This window comes from Streptomyces sp. NPDC058457 (assembly GCF_042720695.1).
Lineage (GTDB): Bacteria > Actinomycetota > Actinomycetes > Streptomycetales > Streptomycetaceae > Streptomyces.
This window is the reverse complement of record NZ_JBHXLU010000108.1, coordinates 13,589-39,483: the sequence shown is the minus strand read 5'-3', so window position 1 is coordinate 39,483 and position 25,895 is coordinate 13,589. Positions and strand designations below refer to the sequence as shown.

General features: G+C 72.6%; 21 protein-coding genes and 1 pseudogene. 8 read left to right on the top strand and 14 right to left on the bottom strand.

From position 1 onward, the window contains the following. Positions 1-89: 89 nt before the first annotated feature. The 3 genes from ACFWPS_RS46745 to recA form a co-directional block, all read right to left on the bottom strand. Positions 90-2,618, bottom strand: a complete 2,529-nt coding sequence (locus tag ACFWPS_RS46745; RefSeq protein ID WP_383718426.1) for an ABC transporter permease — start codon at positions 2,616-2,618, stop codon at positions 90-92. A 97-nt stretch (positions 2,619-2,715) separates the two neighbouring features. Beyond that, positions 2,716-3,543: a recombination regulator RecX gene (gene recX / locus ACFWPS_RS46740; RefSeq protein ID WP_383718424.1), complete on the bottom strand. Its 828-nt coding sequence runs from the start codon at positions 3,541-3,543 to the stop codon at positions 2,716-2,718. 4 nt (positions 3,544-3,547) lie between these two features. Continuing rightward, complete coding sequence (gene recA / locus ACFWPS_RS46735) at positions 3,548-4,678, bottom strand: recombinase RecA (RefSeq protein WP_383718422.1); 1,131 nt, start codon at positions 4,676-4,678, stop codon at positions 3,548-3,550. Positions 4,679-5,208: 530 nt separating this feature from the next. Here recA and ACFWPS_RS46730 point away from each other — a divergent pair. From ACFWPS_RS46730 to ACFWPS_RS46715, 4 genes are all read left to right on the top strand, one after another. Continuing rightward, positions 5,209-5,499, top strand: coding sequence for a polyprenyl synthetase (locus tag ACFWPS_RS46730; RefSeq protein ID WP_383718419.1), 291 nt, complete (start codon positions 5,209-5,211; stop codon positions 5,497-5,499). Then, positions 5,492-6,544 (top strand): polyprenyl synthetase family protein, encoded by a 1,053-nt coding sequence (locus ACFWPS_RS46725; protein WP_383718416.1) that lies wholly within the window; start codon positions 5,492-5,494, stop codon positions 6,542-6,544. Before ACFWPS_RS46730 ends, ACFWPS_RS46725 begins: the two co-directional genes overlap by 8 nt. Before the next feature lie 62 nt (positions 6,545-6,606). Continuing rightward, a complete protein-coding gene (locus tag ACFWPS_RS46720) occupies positions 6,607-7,767 on the top strand; it encodes an oxygenase MpaB family protein (RefSeq protein ID WP_383718413.1) in 1,161 nt (386 codons plus the stop codon). 89 nt (positions 7,768-7,856) lie between these two features. Further along, complete coding sequence (locus ACFWPS_RS46715; protein ID WP_383718411.1) at positions 7,857-8,651, top strand: hypothetical protein; 795 nt, start codon at positions 7,857-7,859, stop codon at positions 8,649-8,651. A 78-nt stretch (positions 8,652-8,729) separates the two neighbouring features. Here ACFWPS_RS46715 and ACFWPS_RS46710 read toward each other — a convergent pair whose 3' ends face one another. Continuing rightward, the gene (locus tag ACFWPS_RS46710) at positions 8,730-10,001 is read right to left on the bottom strand and encodes an AI-2E family transporter (protein ID WP_383718409.1); all 1,272 of its coding nucleotides are present in this window, start codon (positions 9,999-10,001) and stop codon (positions 8,730-8,732) included. A gap of 60 nt (positions 10,002-10,061) precedes the next feature. Beyond that, positions 10,062-10,256: a DUF3046 domain-containing protein gene (locus tag ACFWPS_RS46705; RefSeq protein ID WP_383718406.1), complete on the bottom strand. Its 195-nt coding sequence runs from the start codon at positions 10,254-10,256 to the stop codon at positions 10,062-10,064. Between the two features lie 80 nt (positions 10,257-10,336). Between ACFWPS_RS46705 and ACFWPS_RS46700 the strand changes: the two genes are divergently transcribed. Continuing rightward, positions 10,337-11,281 (top strand): hypothetical protein, encoded by a 945-nt coding sequence (locus tag ACFWPS_RS46700; RefSeq protein ID WP_383718403.1) that lies wholly within the window; start codon positions 10,337-10,339, stop codon positions 11,279-11,281. A gap of 36 nt (positions 11,282-11,317) precedes the next feature. Here ACFWPS_RS46700 and ACFWPS_RS46695 read toward each other — a convergent pair whose 3' ends face one another. From ACFWPS_RS46695 to ACFWPS_RS46685, 3 genes and pseudogenes are all read right to left on the bottom strand, one after another. Then, positions 11,318-11,626, bottom strand: a complete 309-nt coding sequence (locus ACFWPS_RS46695) for an AzlD domain-containing protein (RefSeq protein WP_383718401.1) — start codon at positions 11,624-11,626, stop codon at positions 11,318-11,320. Next, entirely contained in the window at positions 11,623-12,375 is a 753-nt protein-coding gene (locus ACFWPS_RS46690) for an AzlC family ABC transporter permease (protein WP_383718398.1), read from the bottom strand. Before ACFWPS_RS46690 ends, ACFWPS_RS46695 begins: the two co-directional genes overlap by 4 nt. Before the next feature lie 28 nt (positions 12,376-12,403). After that, a pseudogene (locus ACFWPS_RS46685) lies at positions 12,404-13,237 on the bottom strand (AraC family transcriptional regulator); the annotation flags it as partial. A 552-nt stretch (positions 13,238-13,789) separates the two neighbouring features. On the opposite strand from ACFWPS_RS46685, the gene ACFWPS_RS46680 reads away from it, so the two are divergent. From ACFWPS_RS46680 to ACFWPS_RS46670, 3 genes are read left to right on the top strand one after another with little or no spacing between them, the layout of a single operon-like run. Further along, positions 13,790-18,793 carry an ATP-dependent helicase gene (locus ACFWPS_RS46680; RefSeq protein WP_383718395.1) on the top strand — a complete coding sequence of 1,668 codons (5,004 nt, stop codon included), beginning with the start codon at positions 13,790-13,792 and terminating at the stop codon, positions 18,791-18,793. A gap of 48 nt (positions 18,794-18,841) precedes the next feature. Then, a complete protein-coding gene (locus ACFWPS_RS46675) occupies positions 18,842-19,684 on the top strand; it encodes an Fpg/Nei family DNA glycosylase (protein WP_383718392.1) in 843 nt (280 codons plus the stop codon). Between the two features lie 32 nt (positions 19,685-19,716). Further along, positions 19,717-20,481 (top strand): SDR family NAD(P)-dependent oxidoreductase, encoded by a 765-nt coding sequence (locus tag ACFWPS_RS46670; protein ID WP_383718389.1) that lies wholly within the window; start codon positions 19,717-19,719, stop codon positions 20,479-20,481. Between the two features lie 327 nt (positions 20,482-20,808). Here ACFWPS_RS46670 and ACFWPS_RS46665 read toward each other — a convergent pair whose 3' ends face one another. The 6 genes from ACFWPS_RS46665 to ACFWPS_RS46640 all read right to left on the bottom strand — a co-directional run bounded on the left by ACFWPS_RS46665 (position 20,809) and on the right by ACFWPS_RS46640 (position 25,691). After that, on the bottom strand, positions 20,809-21,285 hold the full coding sequence (locus ACFWPS_RS46665; RefSeq protein WP_383718386.1) for a Dps family protein: 477 nt from the start codon (positions 21,283-21,285) through the stop codon (positions 20,809-20,811). A gap of 205 nt (positions 21,286-21,490) precedes the next feature. Further along, positions 21,491-21,865, bottom strand: a complete 375-nt coding sequence (locus ACFWPS_RS46660; protein WP_383718383.1) for a helix-turn-helix domain-containing protein — start codon at positions 21,863-21,865, stop codon at positions 21,491-21,493. 109 nt (positions 21,866-21,974) lie between these two features. Next, entirely contained in the window at positions 21,975-22,520 is a 546-nt protein-coding gene (locus ACFWPS_RS46655; protein ID WP_383718381.1) for a CinA family protein, read from the bottom strand. After that, positions 22,517-23,287, bottom strand: coding sequence for a CDP-diacylglycerol--glycerol-3-phosphate 3-phosphatidyltransferase (pgsA, locus tag ACFWPS_RS46650; RefSeq protein ID WP_383718378.1), 771 nt, complete (start codon positions 23,285-23,287; stop codon positions 22,517-22,519). The genes ACFWPS_RS46655 and pgsA overlap by 4 nt, the downstream gene beginning before the upstream one ends. Further along, positions 23,284-24,756: a 30S ribosomal protein S12 methylthiotransferase RimO gene (rimO, locus tag ACFWPS_RS46645; protein ID WP_383718375.1), complete on the bottom strand. Its 1,473-nt coding sequence runs from the start codon at positions 24,754-24,756 to the stop codon at positions 23,284-23,286. The genes pgsA and rimO overlap by 4 nt, the downstream gene beginning before the upstream one ends. Before the next feature lie 92 nt (positions 24,757-24,848). Beyond that, positions 24,849-25,691 carry a RodZ domain-containing protein gene (locus tag ACFWPS_RS46640; RefSeq protein ID WP_383718372.1) on the bottom strand — a complete coding sequence of 281 codons (843 nt, stop codon included), beginning with the start codon at positions 25,689-25,691 and terminating at the stop codon, positions 24,849-24,851. Positions 25,692-25,895: the final 204 nt, after the last annotated feature.

The following is a 25,895-nucleotide window of genomic DNA, read 5'->3' as shown; positions in this document are numbered from 1 at the left end:
ACTGCAGTTACTCCTCGCGGTCTGGACCGGCGCCTGCCCCACCTGTCACCGCGACATGCCAGAGCCCATATCAACCTGACCAAGCACTACTAGTCCTTCGCCGTCGCCGCCGTCACCGCCGGCACCCGCAGCGCCACCCGTCCGGGAAGGGCCGCGGCCACCAGCGCGAGCAGCGCGGCGGTCGCCACGACGGTCACGTAAAGCAACGGCGTGACCGTCGGCGCGGCGCGGCCCGTCATGCCGATACTGAACGCGGTCAGTACGGCGAGCGCGATGCCGCTGCCGAGTGCCGTGGCGAGTGTCAGCACGGACAGCACCTCGGTGCGCAGCATCCGCAGCACCTGGCGGCGAGTGGCGCCGACCAGCCTGAGCAGCGCGAACTCCCGGACGCGGTCGGCGACCGACATGGCGAGCGTGTTCACGACGGCGATGGCGGTGAAGGCGAGGACCAGCCCCATGGCCAGGTAGTTGACCTCGGCGTTGGTCTGCTGCCGGTTGGCCCGGAGGGAGTCGACGGCGGCCGGCGAAAGGATCCGGAGCCCGGGGAACTCACGGAGGGTAGTCGCGAGTTCTGCTTGTGTACGGGCGGTGCTGACGAGGACGGAGGAGGCGAGCGGGTTGTCCACGTGATGCGAGACGAGGTCGTGGGCGAAGGTGAGGTCACCGAAGCCAAGACCCCGGGCGTAGACGGCGGCGACGGTGAGTGTGGCGGGCGTGCCGTCGCCGAGGGTGAGTGCCAGGGTGCTGCCGGGCTTCAGGTGGTGCTGATCGGCGGCCAGTTCGCTGACGGCGACGGTGCGGTCGGTGAGCCGGTCGAGGGAGCCGGCGGTGACCTCGGGGTCCCAGGTGCGGGTGAGGCCCTCGGGGGTGACGCCCTGCGCCGGGTACTTGTCGAGTCCGATGCGGACGGTCGTGCGGACCACTTCGGTGACGGCGTCGCGGTGCGCCCGCAACCGCTGTGCCGCTTCGGCCGGAACGCCCGGTCCCCGGGCGGCGACGACCCAGTCGGCGGTGACCCCGGCGCGGACCTGGGCGCGGGCGGCGGCGTCGAGGGTGGACTGGACGAACAGCACGGTGCAGGTCATGCCGATGAGCAGGGTGAGGGGGGTGACGACAGAGGCCATCCGGGCGGCATTGCCACGCACGTTGGCGGTGGCGAGCCGACCGCCGTGACCGGTGAGCCGCAGCGGGCCGGCGAGCAGCAGCGCGGCCGCCCTGACGAGCAGCGGACCGAGCAAGGCGACAGAGGTGGCGAGGACCACGACGGCGAGGAAGGTGACGGGGGTCGAGGCGGGTTCGGTACGCAGGGAGGTGAGCAGCACGACGAGGACGACTCCACCGGCGAGCAGCAGCAGACCGGCGGCGATCCTGCCCCAGGCCGGCCGGGCAGGCTCGACGCGGGACTCGGCGAGCGCCTCGGTCGGCCGGATCCGGGTGATGCGCCGGGAGGCGATACGGGCGGCCGCCCAGGCGCCGGCCAGGGTCGCGGCGAGCGCGGCGAGGGGCGGGACGACACCGGTGGTGTGCTGAAGCGCGGCGGGTACGGCGCCGAGTGCGACGAACCTGGTGTGCAGCCAAGCACCCAGCGGCAGGCCGAGGAGTGCGCCGAGCGTACCGGCGACCGCGCCGATGATCAGGGCCTCGCGGCCGAGCAGGCGGCGGATCTGTCCCGGTGTGGCGGCGATGGCGCGCAGCAGGGCGAGTTCGCGGTGACGCTGCTGGACGGTGAGCGCGAAGGTGCCGACGACCACCAGGACCGCCACGAGCAGCGAGGTTCCGCCCATGGCGCCGCCCATGCTGACCAGCCGGACCCGGGCGGCGGCCGCGTCCAGGAACTCGACGGGGCCACGGGCGTCCCCGGTGGAGACCTGGGCGGTGGTACCGCGCAGTGCCCGCGTCACGTCCTGCTTCAGCCGCTCCGGGTCGGTGCCGTGCGTCGGCAGCACGCCGAACGCGGTTACCTGCCCGGGGTGCGCGGCCAGCCTGCGGGCCTCGGCGGCGGAGAAGAAGAGGGCCGTCTGGTGGCTTACGTCCGTGGCCGGGGCGGCGATTCCGGTGATCCGGTAGGCACGCGGGGCCTGTGTCGACTGCACGGTGAGTGTGGAGCCGGGTCGCAGACGGGCGCGTACGGCCAGGTCCCGGTCGACGACCAGGTCGGTGGCGGCCCGGGGCGCGGTGCCGGTGACCAGGTGGTACGGGGTGAGCGCTGCGGACTCCCAGGCGTGCCCGTAGGCGGTAGGGCCGCCGGTGCCGGCCGGGGTCAGCGGCTGGGCGAGGAAGGTCAGTTCGGGCACGATCCGGGCGACGCCGGGCGTACGGGCGAGTCCGGCCTCCAGCCCGGCCGGCAGCCAGGCGCGCTCGGCGATGGGTTTCGCCTTGTGCTTGACCTTGGTCTTGCCCTTCTTGTGCTTGACGGTGGTCCGGTGGACGTACTGGTCGGCGGAGACCACGACCGGGGTCGCCGCGTAGCGCTCGGTGCGGATCGTGCCGCGCAGGCCGGTGTCGAGGAGGGTGCCGCAGGCGGAGATCAGGGCGGCCGCGCAGAGCAGGGCGAGGAAGGCGCCGAGGAAACCGGCTTTGCGGGCGCGGACGGTCTTGAGGGCGTAGCGCAGCATCATGGCGTACACCGTCGTCCACGCGGAGGTCCCCGGGCACTGCGGTGTTCCGGTGTCTTGGCGGGGGGTTAACCCCACCCCCTGCGAGGCTGTCGCCCCGTCAGAAGTCCCCGCTCTCCAGGAATTCCGTGTCCTCGCCCTCCTCCTCCAGGGCGCGCCGGACGACCCGTAGGGCCATGCCCTCGGAGTACCCCTTGCGGGCGAGCATGCCGGCGAGCCGGCGGATGCGTTTGTCGCGGTCGAGGCCCCGGGTGGAGCGGAGCTTGCGGGCGACGAGTTCGCGGGCCGTCTCCTCCTCCTGCTCGGAGTCGAGCTGGGCGACGGCCTCGTCGATGAGCGCCGACTCGACGCCCTTGGTGCGCAGTTCCTGGGCGAGTGCGCGCCGGGCCAGTCCCCGGCCGTGGTGCCTTGACTCCACCCAGGCGTCGGCGAACGCGCTGTCGTTGATCAGTCCGACCTCCTCGAACCGCGACAGCACCTCCTCGGCGACGTCGTCCGGGATCTCCCGCTTGTGCAGGGCGTCCGCGAGCTGTTTCCGGGTGCGCGCGGTCCCGGTGAGCAGGCGCAGACAGATCGCCCGCGCCCGCTCAGCCGGGTCCGCTGGAGGTTCCCCCTGCTCGGCCCTCGACGAGGAGGGGGAACCCCCGTCCTCACCGGACGGCTCCCCGAAGCCACGCCGACGGCGCGTCCCGGGCTTCCGCGGGCCACGGCCGGGTGACCCGTGCCCGCGGGGGCCGCCCGGGCCGTCGTGTGAACCGTCGCCCCGGTACGTGCCGCCCTCGTCTGTGCCGCCTCCGTAGATGCCACCGCCCGTGCCGTAGGCCTCGTCACCGTCCCCGGCGGAGCCCGGGTCGCCCCCGGTGCCCCTCCCCCGTGGGGCACCGGGGGACGTGTACTCGTGGTCGGCCCAGTCGGTTCGTCGTGTCACGGCGTCAGCTCTTGGCGGTGGCGGCCTTGGGCTTGGTGGCCTTGGCGGCGGCCGGGGCGGGCACCGTCTTCGCCGCGTCGTCGGTGGCCGCGGTGGTGACCGCCGCGTCCGCGCCCGGCTCGGCGGCGGGCTGCTCCGGGCGCACGCCGACGCCCAGCTTCTCCTTGATCTTCTTCTCGATCTCGTTGGCCAGGTCGGGGTTGTCCTTGAGGAAGTTGCGCGCGTTCTCCTTGCCCTGGCCGAGCTGGTCGCCCTCGTACGTGTACCAGGCACCGGCCTTGCGGACGAAGCCGTTCTCCACGCCCATGTCGATCAGGCCGCCCTCGCGACTGATGCCGTGGCCGTAGAGGATGTCGAACTCGGCCTGCTTGAAGGGCGGCGCGACCTTGTTCTTGACGACCTTGACCCGGGTGCGGTTGCCGACCGCCTCGGTGCCGTCCTTCAGGGTCTCGATGCGGCGGATGTCGAGTCGCACCGAGGCGTAGAACTTCAGCGCGCGGCCACCGGTCGTGGTCTCCGGGGAGCCGAACATCACGCCGATCTTCTCGCGGAGCTGGTTGATGAAGATCGCGGTGGTCTTGGACTGGTTGAGCGCGCTGGTGATCTTCCGCAGCGCCTGGCTCATCAGGCGGGCCTGGAGACCGACGTGGCTGTCGCCCATTTCGCCCTCGATCTCCGCGCGCGGGACGAGCGCGGCGACGGAGTCGATGACGATGAGGTCGAGGGCGCCGGAGCGGACCAGCATGTCCACGATCTCCAGGGCCTGCTCGCCGTTGTCGGGCTGGGAGAGGATCAGGTTGTCGATGTCGACGCCGAGCTTCTGCGCGTACTCGGGGTCGAGGGCGTGCTCCGCGTCCACGAACGCGACCTGACCGCCCGCCTTCTGCGCGTTGGCCACGGCGTGCAGGGTCAGGGTCGTCTTACCGGAGGACTCCGGTCCGTAGATCTCCACGACCCGGCCGCGCGGCAGGCCACCGACACCCAGGGCGACGTCGAGCGCGGTCGACCCGGTCGAGATGACCTCGATGGGCTCCTTCGTCCGGTCGCCCATGCGCATGACCGCGCCCTTGCCGAATTGCCGTTCAATCTGTGCGAGCGCGGCGTCGAGCGCCTTCTCGCGGTCGGTTCCTGCCATGGGTTCCACCCGGTTTGCTTGAGTCGATCGCTTCACGTCAAAGACGCTAACGCCTGCCACTGACAATGCGCCCCGACGCCGGTTCGGCCTGTGGACAACTCGGGTACTTCTCTCCCGAAAACGTGTCGAACTGCCGCTGAAATCCCCACCGGGAGCCTCGCCGGAACCTCCATAAGAATGGATGTTCGATTTTCGTGTCAAGCGCACCACTCGGTACTCCCGCCACTTCCCCACAGGGTGCTCACCCACCGCTCGGGAGACGGAGCCGGGGCGCACGGGGCGGGTACGCAAGGCGCACGAGGCGGGGACGGGCGGCGCTCGGGAATCGGGCGTACGCGGCACACGGGCGGGAGCGCGCGGCGGGCTGGGGGCGGCAGCGGGGAAGCCGGACCGCGGCACGGCGATCCGCACCACCCGGCAGGGCGTTCACCCGATCGTGAGTTTCTGCATGCCCGCGCCCGTCCTGCCGCGATGCTCGAAGAGGCGGCCGGGGAGCGGCGCCGCCCTGTGTGCCGTGGGTGGGAGAGCGCATGACACGTGAGACGGGACGACGCGGTCTGGACGAACAGGCCGTGCTGCTGGCGGCGGGGCTGGCCGATCTGGCGGTGAGCACGGTGGGCACCGCCTTCGGGACGTTACGGGGGCTGCTGCGCCGCTCGGACGCCGGCGCGCTGGCGGCGGAGGCCGAGCACGACCTGACCGCGCGGGGGCGCCTGGTCCTGGACCGGTACGCGACCGTGCCCCCGGCCCATCTGGAGGTCCTCGCCCGGCACGCCCTCGCCCGGCACGCCCTCGCCCGACGGACCGCCGGCGATGACTGACCGGTGGGAACCGGGCGCCTTCAAGGACCGCGTCGACGAGGTACTGCGCCGGTTCGTCGCCCAGGAGGCCGACCTGTTCGCGGCGGTCGACCCGCTCCTGGGCCCGGTGGCCGAGCAGCTGGAGGCGGCGGTCGCGGACGGCAAACGGCTGCGGGCGGCGTTCTGCTACTGGGGCTGGCGTGCGGTGGGCCAGCCGGACAGCGACGCGCTGGTGCGGGCGGCGGCCTCCATGGAACTCGTGCACGCCGCCGCCGTCGTACACGACGACCTCATCGACGACAGCCCGCTGCGGCACGGGCGCCCCACCCCGCACCTCGCCCTGCGTGCCGCCGTACGGGACCGTCCGCACGCCGACGACACCGCGCGGTGGCTGGCGATGCTCGTGGGCGATCTGCTGATGTCACTGGCCGGTCAGCTGTTCGCGACCTGCGGGCTGCCCGCCGCCTACCTCGCCCGGGCCCGTCCCCTGTGGTCGGTGCTGGCGCGGGAGCTGATCGCGGGCGAGTGCCTGGAGATCCTGCGCACCGGAGCCGGTCCGGACACCACGGCCTCGCTGAAGGTGATCCGCTACAAGACCGCGAAGTACACCGTCGAGCAGCCCCTGTTGATCGGCGGCGCCCTGGCCGGGGCCGGTGAGCGGCTGCGCGAGGGGTACTCCGGGTACGGGCTGCCGCTGGGCGAGGCCTTCCAGTTGCGCGACGACCTGCTCGGCCTGTTCGGGGCACCGGAGCACACCGGCAAGGCCAACGCCGACGACGTACGCGGCCACCGGCCCACCGCCCTGCTCGCGGAGACCTGGCGCCTCGCCCGCGACGACGACCGGGAGCGGCTGGGCGCGTTGCTCGGCAGCCGTGATCTGGACGCGGACGGCCTGGACGCGGTCCGCGAGGTCATGTGCCGGCTCGGGGCGCCCGACCGGATCGAGCACATGATCGGCGCACGGGTCGCGGAAGCGCTCGACGCCCTCCACGGACTGGACGTACCGGCCCCCGCCGCCGGCGCCCTGACCGCGCTGGCCCACTCGGCGGCGGTCCGCCTGTCCTGACACCCCGGCTGCCCTGACACCCGGTGGCCCGGACGACACCCGCGATGACAAGGAGCCCTGCCGTGACCCACACCGAGGCCTCGATGGACACCCTGCGGCACTCCGGTGACGAACTCGCCGACGCCACGGTCGCCGCACTCTTCGAGCGTGGGGAGGTGGGCACGTTCAACACCCTGATGCGCCATGTCTCCACCGCCGGCGCGCCCCTGCCGGACGGGCTGCCCGACGTCGCGCGGGAGTACCTGGAGGCCACCCGGGTGCCGCCGTCCTGGGTGGACTGGGGCGAGATGGAGAAGGCCCGGCTGTTCTTCATCGACAACAACGTGCACATCTCGACCGCGCTGTCCTTCGCCTCCATGCCCGCCTGTTACGTCGTCCCGCGCGTGGCGAAGCTGCTGTCCGCCACCCACGGGCTGAGGTACCCGTCCAAGCGCATGGCGGAGACCGGTCAGTTCACCGTCTACCTCATGCAGCCCGACGCGTTCGAGGCCGGCAGCCGCTTCATCCCGGCCGCCCAGAAGGTGCGCCTGCTGCACGCCTCCATCCGGCACCACCTCAAGCGCGAGAACCACTGGGACACCGAGGCGCTCGGCACGCCGATCTGCCAGGAGGACATGATCGGCGGGCAGATGTTCTTCTCCCTGCTGGTCCTCGACAGCCTGCACCGGCTGGGCATCCATCTGTCCACGGAGGGCGCGGAGGCGTACTACTACGCGTGGCGGGTGGTGGGCGCCATGCTGGGCGTCGACCAGGATGCCGTCCCGAAGACCCTCGACGAGGCGCGCGCCTTCCTCGACCTGTACATGGTCCGGTACATGGGCCCCTCCGAGGAGGGCGCGGTCCTGACCCGGCAGCTCATCGACCTCTACGAGGAGGTCGTCCCCGGCACCTTCTTCGATCCGGTCGTCTCGGCCCTGATCCGCCATCTGGTCGGCGACACCTGCGCCGACTGGCTGGAGGTGCCGCGCACCCCGTGGGACACCGTCGTCAAGGCCGTACCGCACCTCCTCGGCGTCCTGGAGACCATCGAGGACCGCTCCCCGCTGGGCGCCTGGGCCCTGGACCGTCTCGGCCACCTCACCACCGTCCTCGAACTGTCCTCGCTCACCCGTGGCCGCGTCATGCACTACGCCATCCCCGAACACCTCAGGAAGGACTACGGCGTCCCGGGCGCCGTACCCCGCACCCGGCGGTGGACCCCGCCGGCCGCCACGCTCTCCTGACCCCCCGCATCCCCCTACTCCTCAAGGCGTACGGCGGGTGTCTTCGGCCGGACGACGACCACGCGGACGGGCCCCGGGAGGCTGGGCGCATGCCCTCCTCCCTGAAGAGTCCGCCCCGAAGGCCACCGGCGAACCCGCTGACCGGGGTGCGCCCCGCCGAGCGTCTCTGTCACACGACCGGTGCGCTCCTCGTCCTCTCCGGCCTGCTGCATGTGGTGGTGTTCGCGGTGGACGGCGGCCCCTGGTACGGCCCGGTCTCCTGGCGCAAGCCCGTCACGTTCGGGCTCTCCTTCGGGCTGACGCTGATCGCGGTCACCTGGGTCACCTCGTATCTGCGGATCGGGGAGCGGCTGCGGACCGTACTGCTGCTCGTGTTCGCCGCCGACTGTGTGGTGGAGGTGGGCGGGATCACCCTTCAGGCGTGGCGCCGGGTGCCTTCGCACCTCGACATGGAGACGCCTTTCGACACGGCGGTGTCGATGACGCTCGCGGTGGGCGGCGGGGTCCTGGTGGTGCTGCTCACCGTCTTCGCGGTGGCGTCCTTCCGGCAGCGGCCGACCGGTCCCGTGGGCATGGCGCTCGCGGTGCGCTCCGGGTTCGCGGTCCTGCTCGTGGCGCTGGTCTCGGGAGCGGCGATGATCGCGCGCGGGGTGGTGCTCGTCCGGACCGGCCACCAGGAGGCGGCGTACGAATCGACGGCCCCGCTCAAGCCGCTGCACGGGGTCGGTCTGCACGCGGTACTGGTGCTGCCGGCGCTGGCCTGGCTGCTGTCCCGCACCTCCTGGAGCGAACAGGCCAGGTGGCGGGCCGTGGCCGCGGCGGTGGGCTGCTACGCGGCCGCGGTGGCCGCGGCCGGGGTGTGGGCGGTGCTCGCCTACCGGTAGCGGCGGCCGTTGCCCGACACGGAGACCGCCACCGTTGTCGGTCACGGCGGCCGTCACCGTCGTTGATCACGGCGTCTGTCAGGCCGAGCCTTCCTCGGGCTCCTCGGCCGGCCGCTGCCATATCAGCCGCCGCACGCGCGCGAGCAGCCCGAGGCCGCCCGTGCCGCGTCGGCGGTGCCCGTGCACCCGCGGGTCGTCGGTGACGTCGTAGCGCTTCACATAGGCGCTCAGGAACGCCTGGAGGGTGGCGACCGCCGGGATGGCGATCAGCGCGCCGACCGCGCCGAGGAGCGCGGTGCCCGCGATGACCGAGCCGAAGGCGACCGCCGGGTGGATGTCGACCGACTTGGAGGTCAGCTTGGGCTGGAGCATGTAGTTCTCGAACTGCTGGTAGATCACGACGAACACCAGCACCCACACCGCGTACAGGGGGTTCACGGTGAACGCGATCAGCATCGGCAGGGCACCCGCGAGATAGGTGCCGATGGTGGGGATGAACTGCGAGACCAGCCCCACCCAGACGCCCAGCACGGGCGCGTACGGCACACCCAGGGCCTCCAGCAGGATGTAGTGGGCGATGCCGGAGATCAGCGCCATCACACCGCGCGAGTACAGGTAGCCGCCGGTCTTGTCGACGGCGATCTCCCAGGCGCGCAGCACCTCGGCCTGGCGGGCGGGCGGTAGCACGGAGCACAGGGTGCGGCGCAGCCGCGGGCCGTCGGCGGCGAAGTAGAAGGCGAACAGGGTGATCGTCAGCAGCTGGAACAGGCCGCCGAGCACCTGCCCGGAGACGTCGAGCACGCCGGCCGCGCTGTTCTGCGCGTACTTGCGCAGCCAGTCGGAGTGCAGCAGGCCCTCCTGGACGTCGACCCGTCTCACGTGGCTGTGGAAGGTCTCGTTGACCCAGTTGATGACCGAGTCCAGGTAGTCCGGGAAGTCTTCGACGATCTTGTTGATCTGTCCGGCCAGCATCGAGCCGAGCAGGGTGACGAAGCCCGCGACGGCGATCGCCAGGCCGAGGAAGACCAGGAAGGTCGCGAAGCCGCGGCGCAGGCCGCGAGACGCCATCCAGCTCACCGCGGGCTCGATGGCGAGCGCCAGGAAGAACGCGATGAGGATGTTGATCAGCAGGCCGGTGAGCTGGTGGAAGGCCCAGCTGCCCAGCTGGAAGGCGGCGACGAGGGCGAGTGCCAGCACCATGGCGCGCGGCAGCCAGCGCGGCATGCGGGCGCCCGCCACCGCGGCGCCGGCGGCCGGGGATGCGGCGCGCGGCGTCGTATCGACCGGGTCGACGGTGTCGACCGGGGATGCGTTCTGGGCGCTACGCCCGTCGTCGTCAGTGGATGCCACGGTGCAAGTCTCGCCCACGCCACTGACAACGCGTGGCCCATGTCCGATCTTCGTGCACGGTCAGTGCCTCTCCCCCGGAACGTTCATGACCGTGCAGACCACACGCCACACGTCCTTGGCCGCCCAGCCGGAGTCCAGCGCCTCGTGCACCGTCAGCCCGCCGAGCTCCGTCATCACATGATCGCGCGCGAAGGTGTCGGCGTACCCGGAACCGAAGTGATCCGCCATCCGCTGCCAGAAGACCGTCAACCGCATGAAACCAGTATCCCGCCCCTGAGAGTGGGCCCTGCCCGGGAGCGCTTGCCGAGACCGCTTTCCGCCCTACGGTCTTTCGCATGGCCGAAACCGGAGCTTCCCCGCTCCCCCCTACGCCCCCGGCGCACTCCCCGCTCTTCCGCGCCGAACAGTTCATGTGGCTCACCGCGCGCGTGCTGGAGCAGCGCCTCTTCTCGTACCACTTCCTGGGCGGCGGCCCCGATCCGGTGGAGACGGCGCTGGACGCCTACCGCAACGAGGACGGCGGCTACGGACACGCGCTGGAGCCCGATCTGCGCGGCCCGGTGAGCCAGCCGCTGCACACCGGGCGGGCGCTGCGGGTCCTGGACGCCGTCGAGCGGTGCGGCGGGCAGCGGGTGGAGCGCGTGTGCCGCTATCTGACGGCCGCCTCCACGGCGGACGGGGCACTGCCGGCGGTCCGTCCGAGCCAGCGCGGCTATCCGGCGGCGCCGTTCGTCCCGGTCGTCGACAACCCTCCCAGCGAGCTCCTCGCCACCGGTCCGGTGGTGGGCCTGCTGCACCGCAACGAGGTCTGGCACGCGTGGCTGTTCCGGGCCACCGACTTCTGCTGGCAGGCGATCGACTACCTGGAGAAGTCGCACCCCTACGAGGTCGAGGCGGCGGTCGCCTTCCTGGACACGGTGCCCGACCGCTCGCGCGCCGAGGCGGCCGCCGACCGGCTGGGCCGCATGGTGCGCGAGCAGCGCCTGGCGGCGCTGGACCCGGAGCACCGCGACGCGTACCCGGTCGCACCCGGCTACGCCCCACGCGAGCACCACTTCCCGCACGACTTCGCGAAGTCTCCGGAATCGCTCGCGCGCACGTGGTTCACCGACGAGGAGATGACCCGCTCGCTCGACTTCCTCACCGCCGAACAGGAGGCGGACGGCGGCTGGCCGATCCGCTGGCGCCGGTGGACGCCGGCCGCCGCCCTGGAGGCCCGCCCCATGGTGACGATCGAGGCCCTGCACACGCTCCGGGCGTACGGCCGTCTCGTGGGGTGACGGAAACCAGGACACCGAAGCCGGGTGGCGGAAGTCTCAGCCGGTGACGGCACGCAGTCCAGCCGTGACCAGCACGGCGACTCCGACGACGACCAGGAAGGGCGCGCGCAGCACCAGCGCCACGGCGGCCGCCCCGAGCCCCGCGGCCCGGGCGTCCAGCACGAGCGTGTGCCCGTCGGCGAACGTCTGCTGGGCCGTGAGGGCCGCGAGCAGGGCCACGGGCAGCAGGGCGGCCAGCCGTCGCACCATCGGCCGCTCCAGCACGCCCGCGGGCACCAGCAGTCCGGCGAGTTTGACGGCATAGCAGCCGAGGGCGGTCGCGCCGATCGCGATCCAGAAGTTCACCGGGGCTCCTCGGGTGCCTCGTCGCGGGTACGGTCGCGGCCGGTCCGGCGGCCCGAGACGAACAGGGCGGCCGGTGCCGCCAGCGCGGCCACCAGGACCGGCACTCCGGCCGGCAGCACGGGCAGCAGGCCGAGCCCCAGCAGCACCGCGAGGGCGGCGACCGCGCGGTCGGTCGTGGTCTTCAGCATGGGGGCGAGCAGGGCCAGGAAGACGGCGGGTCCGGCCGCGTCCAGGCCCCAGGCGTCGGTGTTCCCTACGGCCTTGGCGCCGAGCGCGCCGAGCAGGGTGGTGAGGTTCCACAGCACGTACAGGCTGAGCCCGGTGACGGTGAAGCCGATCCGGGCGGCGCGCCGCGTCGGCTGGGCCAGGGTGACCGCGGTGGTCTCGTCGATCACCCACTGGGCGGCGAACGGCCGCACCGCGCGCGGGAGGACCAGTGCCTGCGAGAGGCGCAGCCCGTAGAACGCGTTGCGCACCCCCAGGAAGAAGGCACCGGCCGCCGCGGTGAGCGGGTTGCCGCCGGCCGCGAGCGCGCCCACCAGGGCGAACTGGGAGGCTCCGGTGAACACCAGGAGGCTGAGCGCGCAGGTCTGGAGCAGGCCGAGCCCGCTGCCGGCCGAGGTCACCCCGAAGGCGAACCCGGACAGTCCCACGGCGACCCCGACCCCGAGGGCGTCCCGGACGACGGCGGAGTCGGGCTTCGGCCCGCCTTCGTCGCGTATGTCTGCGAGTGCTGTCTGTTGTGCCACGCCCAGGACGTTACGGGCGGCCGTCCCGGGCGTCTTGTACGTTCTTGCGCTCGCGCTGGTAGGCGCCCGGCGGGACGCCGACGATCCGGGCGAAGTGCCGGTTGAGGTGCGGCTGGTCGGTGAAGCCCACGGCGACGGCCGCCTCGGCGGGCGTCGTGCCCGCGTCCAGCAGCAGCCGTGCGCGGCGCACCCGGGCATCGGTCAGCCAGGTGTGCGGCGGCATGCCGTAGGCGTCGCGGAACGCCCGCAGCAGCGCGAAGGGGCTGGTGCCGAGGTCGGTGGCGAGCTGCTCCAGGGTCGGCGGCTCGGCCATCCGCTCCTCCAGCACGGCACGCGCGCGTGCGGCGAGCCGGGCACCGGCGGTGCGGACCTGCCGCTGCGGCAGCGGACCGCCGTTCAGCCGCAGCAGCCGAGTGATCGCCACCCTCAGCAGAGTGTCGGCGGCGAGCGCGTTGCCCTCGTCGGCGGCGCGCAGCACCCGGTGCACGAGGGCGACGCTGTACGGGTCGTCGAGCACCGGACTGACGAAGGCGGGGGTGCCCCGGATCCCGGTGGTCTCGGCGGCGATCCCCGCCACGAGGTCCGGCGCCGGGTAGACCGCCCCGTACCGCCAGCCCTCGGGCACGCCGGCCCGGCCGGTGTGCGCGGTGTCGGGGTTGACGAGCGCGAGCGCCCCCGCGCCGACGGTCACGTCGGAGCCATGGTGCCGGAAGACCTCGACCCCGTCCGCGATCCCGGCGATCACGAAGTGCTCGTGGGTGTGCCGGACGAACGTCTTCCGGATGTACCGGGCGCGCAGCAGATCGACACCGGGCAACGCCTCGTACCGCCAGTGCCGCGCCCGCTCGTCCGATCCCGTCATACGCCCATTGTCGACCGCCCCACCCCACCCGCCCGCCCTCGGCCGCGGCCCACACTCCCGCGTCCCGCCCGACCCCCTTCTCCACATCCCCCCACTCCCACCTCCCACCCAGCCACCCCCAACCGCTGCCCCCACCCCCTCCCCCGCTGCCGCTGCCGCTTCCCGCCCGACCGCCCGACCGCCCGACCGCCCGGCCCGGCCACCACCCGCCCCACGCGGCCACCACCCCGCCCGACCACCCGGCACTGCCACCCCCGTCCGACTCTCCTCAGCCACCACCCCGTCCGACTCTCCTCAGCCACCACCCCGTCCGACTCTCCTCAGCCGCTGTCGCCGCGCGGCTCTCCTCAGCCGCTGTCGCCGCCCGGTCCCTCCGGCGGCAGCCGCCGACGGCGAATCCGCCCCACAGGGGCCACCCGCACCCGACGACGAAACCGTCACGGGTGGTGCGGGTGGGAACACAAAGGCCGAAGGCGAAGCCGAGGCCGCTCCCGCTTCCCACATATCCACAGGTCAGACCCAGTTGTCAGTAGCCGGGTGCAGGATGGACCCATGCCGAAATCCGCACACCGGGCCCTCGACGGCTTCTCCCCCGCGACCCGCGGCTGGTTCACCGGGGCGTTTTCCGCGCCCACCGCGGCCCAGGCGGGTGCGTGGCAGGCCATCGGCGCGGGCTCGGACGTGCTGGTGGTCGCCCCGACCGGCTCCGGCAAGACGCTGGCCGCCTTCCTCGCCGCCCTGGACCAGCTGGCCTCCACCCCGCCCCCGGCCGACCCGAGGAAGCGCTGCCGGGTGCTGTACGTGTCACCGCTCAAGGCCCTCGCGGTCGACGTCGAGCGGAACCTGCGCAGCCCGCTGACCGGCATCCGCCAGGAGTCCGTGCGCCTCGGCCTGCCCGAGCCGGAGGTAAAGGTCGGCATCCGCTCCGGCGACACCCCGGCCGCCGAGCGCCGCGCCCTGTCCACCCGCCCGCCGGACATCCTGATCACCACTCCGGAGTCCCTGTTCCTGATGCTGACGTCGGCCACGCGCGACGCGCTGACCGGCATCGAGACGGTGATCCTGGACGAGGTGCACGCGGTCGCCGGCACCAAGCGCGGCGCGCACCTCGCGCTCTCCCTGGAGCGGCTGGACGAGCTGCTGCCCAGGCCGGCCCGCCGGATCGGCCTGTCGGCGACCGTCCGTCCGGTCGACGAGGTGGCCCGCTATCTCTCGCCGCACCGCAAGGTGGAGATCGTCCAGCCCAGGTCCGGCAAGGAGTTCGACCTCTCCGTCGTCGTCCCGGTGGAGGACATGGGAGAGCTGGGCGGCTCCCCGGCCACCGAAGGCGCCGAGGGGGCGGAGAAGCCGTCGATCTGGCCGCATGTGGAGGAGCGGATCGCCGACCTGGTGCAGGCCCACCGCTCGACGATCGTGTTCGCCAACTCCCGCCGCCTGGCGGAGCGGCTGTGCAACCGGCTCAACGAGATCGCCTACGAGCGGGCGACCGGCGAGCCCCTGGACGAGCACCACTCGCCGTCCGAGCTGATGGGCGGTTCGGGCGCCGCCCAGGGCGCCCCGCCGGTCCTCGCCCGCGCGCACCACGGCTCGGTCTCCAAGGAGCAGCGTGCCCTGGTCGAGGAGGACCTGAAGGCCGGCCGGCTGCCCGCCGTGGTGGCCACCTCCAGTCTCGAACTGGGCATCGACATGGGCGCGGTGGACCTGGTCGTCCAGGTCGAGTCCCCGCCGTCGGTGGCCTCCGGTCTGCAGCGCGTCGGCCGCGCGGGACACCAGGTCGGCGCGGTCTCCACGGGTGTGGTCTTCCCCAAGTACCGGGGCGATCTGGTGCAGGCGGCCGTGGTCACCGAGCGGATGCGCACCGGTTCCATCGAGTCCCTGAAGGTGCCGGCCAACCCGTTGGACGTCCTCGCCCAGCAGCTCGTGGCGATGACCTCGCTGGACACCTGGCAGGTCGACGACCTGCTCGCCACCGTCCGCCGCGCGGCCCCCTTCGCCTCGCTCCCGGAGTCGGCGTTCACCGCGGTCCTCGACATGCTCGCGGGCCGCTATCCGTCGGACGCGTTCGCGGAGCTGCGCCCGCGCGTGGTCTGGGACCGGGTCGCGGGGACGGTCACCGGCCGCCCGGGCGCCCAGCGGCTCGCCGTCACCTCCGGCGGCACCATCCCCGACCGCGGCCTCTTCGGCGTCTTCCTGGCCGGCGCCGACCCCAAGAAGGGCGGCGGCCGGGTCGGCGAGCTGGACGAGGAGATGGTGTACGAGTCCCGGGTGGGCGATGTCTTCACCCTGGGCACCAGCTCCTGGCGCATCGAGGACATCACGCGCGACCGGGTCCTCGTCTCCCCCGCCCCCGGCGTCCCGGGCCGTCTGCCGTTCTGGAAGGGCGATCAGCTGGGCCGCCCGCTCGAACTGGGCCGCGCGGTCGGCGCGTTCCTGCGCGAGGTCGGCTCGCTCCCCAAGGACGACGCCCGGTTGCGCCTGCTGGCGGCGGGCCTGGACGCCTGGGCGGCGGGCAACGTGCTGTCGTACCTGGACGAACAGCGCGAGGCCTGCGGCCATGTCCCGGACGACCGGACGATCGTCGTGGAGCGCTTCCGCGACGAGCTGGGCGACTGGCGGGTCGTCGTCCACTCCCCTTTCGGCGCCCAGGTCCACGCCCCCTGGGCGCTCGCCCTCGGTGCCCGGCTGTCCGAGCGGTACGGCATGGACGCCCAGGTCATGCACGCCGACGACGGCATCGTGCTGCGGCTGCCCGACGCCGACCTGATGGGCCTCGACCTGCTCGACCAGGCGCCCATGAAGGCGGGCACCGAGTACGACGCCGAGCAGGCGCCGGTCGGTGCGGCGGACGTCGCCTTCGACAAGGGCGAGGTCGACCAGATCGTCACCGACCAGGTCGGCGGCTCGGCCCTGTTCGCCGCCCGCTTCCGCGAGTGCGCCGCCCGCGCGCTGCTGCTGCCCCGCCGCAACCCCGGCAAGCGCACCCCGCTGTGGCAGCAGCGCCAGCGCGCCGCCCAGCTGCTCCAGGTGGCGAGCGAGTTCGGTTCCTTCCCGATCGTCCTGGAGGCGGTCCGCGAGTGCCTCCAGGACGTCTTCGACGTCCCCGGGCTCGTCGAGCTGATGGGCGACCTCGAATCCCGCAAGGTCCGTCTGGTCGAGGTCACCACCCCCGAGCCGTCCCCCTTCGCCCGCTCCCTCCTCTTCGGATACGTCGCCCAGTTCCTGTACGAGGGTGACTCCCCGCTCGCCGAGCGCCGCGCGGCCGCGCTCTCCCTGGACTCCCGGCTGCTGGCCGAGCTGCTGGGCCAGGCGGAGCTGCGCGAGCTGCTCGACGCGGAGGTGCTGACCGAGCTGGAGCGCGAGCTCCAGTGGCTGGCCGAGGACCGCCGGATCAAGGACCCGGAGGGCGTGGCCGACGTGCTGCGGCTGCTCGGGCCGCTCACGGACGCCGAGTTGGCCGAGCGGGGCGCCGAGCCGCAGTGGGCCGCGGAGCTGGCGGGCGCCCGGCGGGCCATCAGGGTCCGGATCGCCGGTGCCGAGCACTGGGCGGCGATCGAGGACGCGGGCCGGCTGCGCGACGCCCTCGGCACGGCCCTGCCCGTCGGCGTCCCCGAGGCCTTCACCGAGCCGGTGAAGGACCCGCTCGGCGACCTCCTCGCGCGGTACGCGCGCACCCACGGCCCGTTCACGTCGACCACCGTGGCCGCCCGCTTCGGGCTCGGGGTGGCGGTCACGGAGGGCGCGTTGCAGCGGCTCGCGGCGGGCGGGCGGGTCGTACAGGGCGAGTTCCATCCGGCGGGCATCGGCCAGGAGTGGTGCGACGCGGCGGTGCTGCGCAGGCTCCGCCGCCGTTCCCTGGCCGCGCTCCGGCACGAGCTGGAGCCGGTGGCACCGGCCGCGCTCGCCCAGTTCCTGCCGCAGTGGCAGCACATCGGCCGGGGACACGGACTGCGTGGCGTCGACGGACTGGTGCGCGCCGTGGAGCAGTTGCAGGGCGCCTCGGTGCCGGCCTCGGCCCTGGAGAAGCTGGTCCTGCCGTCCCGGGTGGCGAACTACTCGCCCGCGATGCTCGACGAACTCACCGCGGCGGGTGAGATCGTGTGGGCCGGCGCGGGCGCCCTGCCCGGCAAGGACGGCTGGGTCTCCCTGTATCTGGCGGACGCTGCCCCCGTGCTCCTCGCGCCGCCGCACCCGCTGGAGCTGACCGCGCTCCACCAGTCGGTCCTGGACGCCCTCTCCGGGGGCTACGGCCTGTTCTTCCGTCAGATCGCCGACCAGGTCCGCGCCACCACCCATCCCGACGCCACCGATCCCGAACTGGCCGACGCCGTCTGGGACCTGGCCTGGTCCGGGCGGCTCACCAACGACACCCTGGCCCCGATGCGCTCCCTGCTGGGCTCGGGCCGTACCGCGGGCTCCACCGCCCACCGCGCCAAGCGCGCCGTCCCGCGCGGCCGCTACGGCTCCCTGACGGCCGCCGCCCGCCCCGCCTCCCGTAGCGGCCCGCCGACCGTGGCCGGGCGCTGGTCCCTGCTGCCGCAGCGCGAGCCGGACACCACCGTGCGCGCCCACGCCCTGGCCCGTACCCTTCTCGACCGGCACGGCGTGGTGACCCGCGGCGCGGTCGCGGCGGAGGGCGTCGAGGGCGGCTTCTCCGCGGTGTACCGGATCCTGTCGGCGTTCGAGGAGAGCGGCCAGGCGCGCCGGGGTTACGTCGTGGAGGGCCTGGGCGCGGCCCAGTTCGCGATGGACGGCGCGGTCGACCGGTTGCGCGCGGTGTCCAACGCCCGGGAGCGGGGCGAGGGCCTGCCGGGCACCGGCTTCGGCAGCACCGGCGCCACCGGAACCCCCGGCGCCCCCACGTTCACCGGCCCAAGCGGCGCCCACAGCGCCGCCACCCCGGTCGACCCCTTCGACCCCTCCGCCCCGGCCGACCCCCTCGGCCCCTTCGACCCGGCCGAATTCCCCGACCTGGACGGCGACTTCACCTGGCCGCCCGAGCCGCCCACCGCCCCCGGCGACTACGTCTCCCCCAAGGACCTCGTCCCCGCCGACCCGTTCACCGCCCCCGGCTACGGCGGCCCCCGAGGCGGCAGCCCCGCGAACCCCTACGGCCCGAACCCCTACGCCTACGGCAACCACCGTGCCCGCACTCCCGCCGCCCCCGACCCCAGAGCCGTGCTCCTCGCCGCCGCCGACCCGGCGAACGCCTACGGTGCCGCCCTGACCTGGCCCGAGCCCCCCACCGGCGCCGGGCACAAACCCGGCCGCAAGGCGGGCTCGCTGGTGGTCCTGGTCGACGGCGAGCTGACGCTCTACATGGAACGCGGCGGCAAGACCCTGCTGGCCTGGCCCTCCGCCCCGGACACGGCCGCCACCGACGACACCCGGCTCCGTACGGCGGCCGAGGCCCTCGCGGCGGCCGCCCGCGCGGGCACCCTCGGCACGGTGACGGTGGAGCGCGTCAACGGCGCCCCGGCCCTGACCTCCCCGCTGGGCACCGTCCTGGAGGGAGCGGGCTTCATCGCGACCCCGCGCGGCCTGCGCCTACGGGCGTGAGCCGCTGTGCGAACCTCACCTCTCGTCCCCTCGTGCCACCCTTGACCCATGCCCGAAGGTGACACGGTCTGGCAGGCCGCGAGGCGCCTGCACGACGCGCTCGCCGGCAAGGTGCTGACCCGCAGCGACTTCAGGGTGCCCAAGTACGCCACGGTCGACCTCACCGGCCGTTCGGTCCTCGGCACCACTCCGCGCGGCAAGCACCTGCTCACCCGCTTCGAGGGCGGCCTCACCCTGCACACGCACCTGCGGATGGAGGGCGCGTGGAAGGTCTACGGCAGTGCCGAGCGCTGGAAGGGCGGGCCCGCGCACCAGATCCGGGCGATCCTCGGCACCGCCGACCGCACGGCCGTCGGGTACCGCCTCCAGGTCCTGGAGTTCCTGCGCACCGGCGAGGAGGAACGCGCCGTGGGTCACCTCGGCCCCGACCTGCTGGGCCCCGACTGGAACCCCGACCGCGCCCTCGCCAACCTCCTCGCGGACCCGGCCCGCCCGCTCGGCGAGGCCCTGCTCGACCAGCGCAACCTCGCCGGAATCGGCAACATCTACAAGAGCGAGCTCTGCTTCCTGATCGGCGCGACCCCCTGGCTCCCGGTGGGTGCGCTCCCCGCCGACCGCGCCGCGATCCTCCCCGGCCTCGCCCAGCGTCTCCTGGAGGCCAACCGCGACCGCCTGGTGCGCCGGACCACCGGCCTGCGCAACCACGACCTCTTCGTCTACGGCCGCGCGCCCCGCCCCTGCCTGCGCTGTCACACTCCGATCCGCCTCGCCGACCAGGGCGACGGTTCCCGGGAGCGCCCCACCTACTGGTGCCCCGCCTGCCAGACCGGCCCGGCCCCCGCCCCGGGTTCCCGGCGCGCCCGCGAAACCCGCCCCCGCCCAAGTAATTGACGATCCGTCAGAAACGCTCGTACCGTCCCTTCATGCCCCTCAAGGCGTACGACCTCACCGGACGCACCGCGTTCGTCACCGGCGCCGCCGGCGGTATCGGCCGGGCGTCCGCCGTGCTGCTCGCCGAGGCGGGCGCAACCGTGCACTGTGCCGACCGGGCCGCGGACGGCCTGCACGAGACTGCGACGCTCATCAAGGACCGCGGCGGCTCCGCCCGCACCCACACCCTCGACGTCACGGACCGGGCTCGGCTCGGGGAGGCCGTGCGGTCCTGCGAGCGACTGGACGTCATGGCGGCGATCGCCGGGATCATGCACCGCAGCCCGGTCCTGGAGACCAGGGACGAGGACCTCGACCGGGTGCTGGGCGTCAACTTCAAGGGGGTGCTGTACGCCTGCCAGGAGGCCGCGCGGCTGATGCTGGCGAGGCGGACCGGGGGCAGCATCATCACGATGGCCTCCGGTGCGATCGACACCGGCGGCCCCGGCCTGCTCTGCTACGGCGCGGCCAAGGCGGCCGTGGTCCAGCTGACCAAGACGCTCGCCAACGAGGTCGGCCGGCAGGGCATCCGCGTCAACGCGGTCGCCCCGGGCTGGACCCGCACCCCCATGACCGACCGCGACGACAGCGCGGAGCAGGAGCAGACGGAGGCCCGGATGGCCCGGATGTCGCCGCTGGGCCGGGTCGGCGAGGCGGAGGACATCGCGCACGCCGTGCTCTATCTGGCGTCCGACGCCTCCTCGTTCACGACGGGCCAGATCCTGCGCCCGAACGGAGGGGTGGCGATGCCCTGGTAGCTCCCTGCGCCCGCCAGGCCGTCCGCCACCGCGCCGGTCCCAGGGCCCCCGCCGCCCGGGACCTCGGCACACAGTTCACCGGCAGCAGGCTCAGCCCCCACCCGCCGGCGGCCACGGTCCCTTCCAGCGCCCCGGCGCCGTCGGTGAACGCGATCCGCAGTACCGCCCACCACCACACCGCCGCGAGCCCCAGGGCAACCCCCCAGCGCACTATCCGCCCCACCATGGCCGCCACCTCCAGCCGGACGCTAGAACGCCGCCCGGCCCACCGGGTAGGCGCACCGAGGGCTCACGGATGCAACGGCCGTGGACCGACATCGGCCTCTGCTACGCGTTCTCCGCCTGGAACATCCAGTGATGCTTCTCCAGATCGGCGGTGATCCCGATGAAGATGTCCTGCGACACCGGATCGGCCTCCGCGGTCTCCGTGACCCGCTCCCGCATCCGGGTGATCACCGCGCCCAGCCCGTCCACCAGGGCCGCCACCGCGTCCGAGTCCTTCACCCAGCCGCCGGGGACCGACCCGATGCCGCTGCCGCTGCCGGCGGCCACGGTGGCCGCACGTCCGTCCGGTGAGACGCCCAGCGCCGACGCCCGCTCCGCGACCGTGTCGGAATGCACCCGGGCCGTGTCCACGACCTCGTCGAGCTGGAGGTGGACGGTGCGGAAGCGGGGCCCGACCACGTTCCAGTGGATCTGCTTGGCGGCCAGCGCCAGATCCACCAGGTCGACGAGGGCGCCCTGCAGCGCCTCTGCCACGGTCTTCAGGTCCGCGTCGGACAGCGGGCTCTTCACGACGTACATGCGTTCTCTCCGGTCGTTCGCCCCCGGTCACGTCCCTCCACCATGACCGGACCGCAGGACACCGGCAAATGGACGCACACGGTCCCCGGACGTACGAAAGCCCCGGCCGCACCTCCCCAGGTCTCCCTGGGGAGGCCCCGGCCGGGGCCTCGCACAGTTCTTCGACGCCAGGTCGGCGCCGCGTCGGTCTACACCCGCGCAGGCGTCACGCGGCGACCACGTCCACCGCCTCGGCGGGCGCCTTGATGGTCACCCGTTCCGGTGGCACACCGGTCACCGAGACGGTACCCAGCATCGGGCGAACCGACGTGGGCACGGGCTCGGTGGCCCGGGCGGACTGGGCCAGCTCGGCGAGGGCGAGCTCGTCGCTCACTTCTCGCATGAGCTCGGACATCCGTACGTCCAGCGCGTCGCAGATGGCGGAAAGCAGTTCGGAGGAAGCCTCCTTCTGCCCCCGCTCCACCTCGGAGAGATAGCCGAGTGAGACTCGGGCGGACGAGGAGACTTCGCGCAGAGTACGGCCCTGGCGCTGGCGCTGCCGACGCAGCACGTCACCCAGCAGGCGACGGAGCAGAATCATCGGTGGCTCCCTCCTCGGACCGCGTAGCCGCATCCTTCACGCCCCACCGTACCGCCTTGCGCCGCGGCCGTGCGGGGAGCGATGTCGTGTTCACTCAGGGCTGCAAACATCAAAACCCCCCGTTCTGTTCCGTATCCTGTGTCCGCTCATTCCCGGTCTGTTCGCTCGCAAGCTCCCTCAGAAGCAGTGCGAGTACGCTCCGTACACTCTCTCTACGAATTTCCGCGCGGTCGCCGTTCAACCGCAGGGCCTCTACTTTTCCGCCAGCGGCAGAACCGGAACCAGGACCGAACGGCCCGTCCACGGCCACGAAAACCGTCCCGACCGGCTGGCCGTCCTGCGGTTCCGGGCCGGCGACTCCGGTGGTCGCGAGGCCCCAGTCGGCGCCCAGCGCCTTGCGTACTCCGGCGGCCATCTGGGCCGCGACCTGCGGATCCACCGCTCCACGCTGGGCCAGCAGGGTGGCGTCGACGTCCAGCAGGTCGTGCTTCAGCTCGGTGGCGTAGGCGGTGACGGAGCCCCGGAACGCCTTGGACGCCCCCGGGACCGTTGTGATCTCCGCCGCAACCAGGCCGCCGGTCAGCGACTCGGCGACAGCGAGGGTCTGTCCTCTCACCGTCAGTAGTCGCACCAGTTGGGCGGCCGTGGAACTCACGCTTCCGTCTCCTCCAACGCTGCTGCGCGCTCGGCGATTCCCTGCCGCCTCAGCACAATGGCTTGTCTCACATAGTCGAGGCCGGTGACGACGGTCAGGACGACGGCCGCAGCCATCACCCAGAACCTCAGGGTGGCCAGCCACCCCGTCAGTGCCAGTACGTACATCCCCACGGCCACGCCCTGGGTGAGCGTCTTGAGCTTGCCGCCGCGGCTGGCCGGGATCACGCCGTAGCGGATGACCACGAAACGCATCAGCGTGATGCCGAGTTCCCGGGCGAGGATCACGATCGTCACCCACCAGGGCAGATCGCCCAGCCCGGAGAGACAGATCAGCGCCGCCCCCATGATCGCCTTGTCGGCGATGGGGTCGGCGATCTTCCCGAAGTCGGTGACGAGGTTGTAGGTGCGCGCCAGATGCCCGTCGAACAAATCGGTGATCATGGCGATGGCGAAAGCCGCCCAGGCGAGCGAGCGCCACGCCGGGTCGTATCCGCCGCCGGCCAGCATCAGGGCGACGAAGCCGGGCACCAGGACCAGCCGGAGCATGGTCAGCAGATTGGCGACGTTCCACAGGCTGGCCTGGTTGACGGCGGCAGCGGCAATCTTCCCGCCGCGCGCGAGCCGCTCGCCGTCGTGGGAACCGTTGTCGTGGGAACCGGAATCGCGGGAACCGGAATCCGGGGCGGCACCGGAGGTGGCGGCGGAGCCCGGGGCGCCGTGCGCGCCGGAGGAGCCGCCCGCGGCGGACGCCGGGACTCCGGTCATCTGCCGGCCTCCTCACTCCATGCGGGCGAGCCCTGCAACGGCTCGGCCACCAGGTCGACACCTTCCGTACCGACCACCTTCGCCTCGACCATACGGCCGACGCGCAGTTCCGCGCCGCTGGTGAGCAGCACCTGTCCGTCCGTCTCGGGCGCCTGGTGGGCCGCCCGGCCGTAGACGCCGTCCTCGTCGTCCACGGACTCCACGAGGACGCGCACGGTCTCGCCGACGCGCTCCTCGGCCCGCTGTGAGACGAGTTCCTCGGTGAGCCGGGAGATGTGCGCGAGGCGGTCGGCGACGACTTCCTCGGCGAGCTTGTTCTCGTACGTCGCCGCCTCGGTGCCCTCCTCGTCGGAGTACCCGAAGACGCCGATGGCGTCCAGCCGCGCGCCGTTCAGGAAGCGCTCCAGCTCGGCCAGGTCGGACTCGGACTCGCCGGGGAAGCCGACGATGAAGTTGGAGCGGACGCCGGCCTGCGGGGCCTTGCTCCGGATGGTGTCGAGCAGCTCCAGGAAGCGGTCGGTGTCGCCGAACCGGCGCATCGCCCGCAGCACGCCGGGCGCGGAGTGCTGGAAGGACAGGTCGAAGTACGGGACGACCTTCGGGGTGGAGGTCAGTACGTCGATCAGGCCGGGGCGCATCTCGGCGGGCTGGAGGTAGCTGACGCGCACCCGCTCGATGCCGTCCACCTCGGCCAGCTCCGGCAGCAGGGACTCCAGGAGGCGGATGTCGCCCAGGTCCTTGCCGTAGGAGGTGTTGTTCTCGGAGACCAGCATGATCTCCGTCACGCCCTGTTCGGCCAGCCATCGGGTCTCGTTCAGCACGTCGCTGGGGCGGCGTGAGATGAAGGAGCCGCGGAAGGACGGGATGGCGCAGAAGGAGCAGCGCCGGTCGCAGCCGGAGGCGAGCTTGACCGAGGCCACCGGGGACCCGTCCAGGCGGCGGCGCAGGGGCGCACGCGGACCGGAGGCCGGCGCGACGCCCTCCGGGAGGTCGACGGGGCCGTGGCCCGGGAGAGCCACCTCGGCGGCCGAGTCCTGCCGCTCCGCGGGGCTGATGGGCAGCAGCTTGCGCCGGTCGCGCGGGGTGTGCGAGGCGTGGATGCCGCCGTTGAGGATGGTCTGCAGCCGGTCGGAGATGTCGGCGTAGTCGTCGAATCCGAGCACGCCGTCCGCCTCGGGCAGCGCCTCGGCGAGTTCCTTGCCGTACCGCTCGGCCATGCAGCCCACCGCCACGACGGCCTGGGTTCTGCCGTGCCCCTTGAGATCGTTGGCCTCGAGGAGGGCGTCGACGGAGTCCTTCTTGGCGGCCTCGACGAATCCACAGGTGTTGACCACGGCGACATCGGCGGCCGAGGCGTCCTCGACGAGATGCCAGCCGTCCGCCTCCAAACGGCCTGCGAGCTCCTCCGAGTCCACCTCGTTACGGGCGCAGCCGAGAGTGACAAGTGCGACGGTACGGCGTTCAGGCATGGGCTCAAGACTACTTTGTCTCACTGACAGCCCACGTCGAAGGGGCTGGCCGATCATGGCCAACCCCTTGTGTACGTGCATGATCCGAACGGTTATCCGACTTCCGGGTCGCCCTTGGTGTACGTCAGACGCTCCACCGCGCCGGGCTGGAACTGGTCCTCGATCTTCTTGCCGTTGACGTAGAGCTGGATGGCTCCGGCGTCGCCGAGGATCAGGTTGATCTTGGAACTGTCCTGGAAGGTCTTGGAGTCGCCCTTCTTCAGGAGCCCGTCGAAGAGCATCCGGCCGTTGTGGTCCTTGGCCGAGATCCAGCTGCGCCCGTTGACCGCACTGACCTGGACGGTGACCTTGTCCTGGGGCGCGGCGGCGATCGCGCTGTCGGAGGGCTCGGGGGTCTTGCCGGGCTTGCTTTCCTTCGGGGTCGGCGAGACCGGCTTGCTGGTCGTCGGGGCGGGGCCCTCGGCGACCGACTGCTTGGCGTCGTCGCCGTTGCCGCCCTTGAAGGCGGTGAAGCCGACGAAACCGATCACGACGACGATCGCGGCGACCATGGCCGCCGTCCAGTTGGGTCCGCGCCGCTCGGGGCGGATACGTTCCGCCTCGAACAACGGTGCGGCGGGCGTCGGCGCGGGCCGCCCACCACCGTGCTCCGCCGCGAACTGCGCGAGCAGCGGCTCGGGGTCGAGGCCGACGGCCTTGGCCAGGGTCCGGATGTGCCCGCGGGCGTAGACGTCGCCGCCGCAGGGGGCGAAGTCGTCGGCCTCGATGGCGTGCACGATGGCGATACGGACCCGGGTGCTCCCGCTGATGTCGTCGACGGTCAGCCCGGCGGCGATGCGGGCCTGTTTGAGGGCTCGGCCTACGGAGGGGCGGTTTTCCTCGGACACGTCTGGGAACGGACGCTCGTCTTCAGGGGAGTTGCTGCCGATGGACACGGGGGCGCCTTTCGAGCGTGTAGCCACCTGTGCTGGAGGTTCAGTCTAGGGGGGGTGCGAAAGGGTGAGGCAACCGGGCGGTACGACTTTGTACGCCATCGGTATGGCCGGACATCCCGATGACGGGTCAGGTGTGCGCCCCAGGATGGAGTACACACCTTTCCTCTCGCTCAACTTGACGTGCGTCAAAGGGAAACGGTTGCC

Excerpts from the sequence above, each read along its gene's own strand:
- ACFWPS_RS46715 (WP_383718411.1), top strand. The coding sequence starts at position 7,857 with ATGCCCTCCTCCCTGAAGAGTCCGCCCCGAAGGCCACCGGCGAACCCG.
- ACFWPS_RS46700 (WP_383718403.1), top strand. The coding sequence starts at position 10,337 with ATGGCCGAAACCGGAGCTTCCCCGCTCCCCCCTACGCCCCCGGCGCAC.
- ACFWPS_RS46730 (WP_383718419.1), top strand. The coding sequence starts at position 5,209 with ATGACACGTGAGACGGGACGACGCGGTCTGGACGAACAGGCCGTGCTG.
- ACFWPS_RS46665 (WP_383718386.1), bottom strand. The coding sequence starts at position 21,285 with ATGTACGTCGTGAAGAGCCCGCTGTCCGACGCGGACCTGAAGACCGTG.
- recA (WP_383718422.1), bottom strand. The coding sequence starts at position 4,678 with ATGGCAGGAACCGACCGCGAGAAGGCGCTCGACGCCGCGCTCGCACAG.
- ACFWPS_RS46660 (WP_383718383.1), bottom strand. The coding sequence starts at position 21,865 with ATGATTCTGCTCCGTCGCCTGCTGGGTGACGTGCTGCGTCGGCAGCGC.
- ACFWPS_RS46725 (WP_383718416.1), top strand. The coding sequence starts at position 5,492 with ATGACTGACCGGTGGGAACCGGGCGCCTTCAAGGACCGCGTCGACGAG.
- ACFWPS_RS46670 (WP_383718389.1), top strand. The coding sequence starts at position 19,717 with ATGCCCCTCAAGGCGTACGACCTCACCGGACGCACCGCGTTCGTCACC.
- ACFWPS_RS46675 (WP_383718392.1), top strand. The coding sequence starts at position 18,842 with ATGCCCGAAGGTGACACGGTCTGGCAGGCCGCGAGGCGCCTGCACGAC.
- rimO (WP_383718375.1), bottom strand. The coding sequence starts at position 24,756 with ATGCCTGAACGCCGTACCGTCGCACTTGTCACTCTCGGCTGCGCCCGT.
- pgsA (WP_383718378.1), bottom strand. The coding sequence starts at position 23,287 with ATGACCGGAGTCCCGGCGTCCGCCGCGGGCGGCTCCTCCGGCGCGCAC.
- ACFWPS_RS46680 (WP_383718395.1), top strand. The coding sequence starts at position 13,790 with ATGCCGAAATCCGCACACCGGGCCCTCGACGGCTTCTCCCCCGCGACC.
- ACFWPS_RS46745 (WP_383718426.1), bottom strand. The coding sequence starts at position 2,618 with ATGATGCTGCGCTACGCCCTCAAGACCGTCCGCGCCCGCAAAGCCGGT.
- ACFWPS_RS46705 (WP_383718406.1), bottom strand. The coding sequence starts at position 10,256 with ATGCGGTTGACGGTCTTCTGGCAGCGGATGGCGGATCACTTCGGTTCC.